The organism is Neisseria sp. P0021.S007 (genome assembly GCF_051956855.1).
The window spans coordinates 1-474 of sequence record NZ_JBQCXA010001482.1 but is presented as its reverse complement, the minus strand read 5'-3'; the positions used below and the strand labels follow the sequence as shown (position 1 = coordinate 474).

Sequence of the window (474 nt, the reverse complement as noted above, 5' to 3'; positions counted from 1 at the left end):
GTTTGTTTCCAAACCGTCTTTCAGGCTGATTTCGATTTCACCATAATTTTCAGGCTGCACGATACGCACCAAGCCTTCTTTAGCCAATTCCAGCAATGCAATAAAATTGACCACCACATATGTCGCGCCCTGCTCCGGTTTAAACAAATCGCTGAACTTGCTGATACCGCTTTCGTTCAAACGACGCAAAATCGCTGTCATCTGCGCACGAACAGAAATGGTTTCCCGCACCACTTCATGACTGCACGTATGCTTGGCACGCGACAAAATACCCAACCAAGCCTGCGTCAAATCGGCAACGTACACTTCCGGCAACTTCGCTTCGACCGCAATTTCCAACGGCAGATACGCCCAAGCAAAATCACGTCCGGCACGCGGCAACGCATCCAAACCCTGAGCCGCCAGTTTCATCTGTTCGCAAGCCAACAGACGGCGCACCAACTCGGCACGCGGATCCGCCTCTTCATCCTCAAC

Annotated in this window: 1 protein-coding gene; it reads right to left on the bottom strand. The window is 51.7% G+C overall.

Annotated elements, in window-relative coordinates:
- Positions 1 to 474 (bottom strand): segregation and condensation protein A (locus ACTHUR_RS19820; RefSeq protein ID WP_440400504.1); only part of this gene is annotated, 474 nt, incomplete at both ends.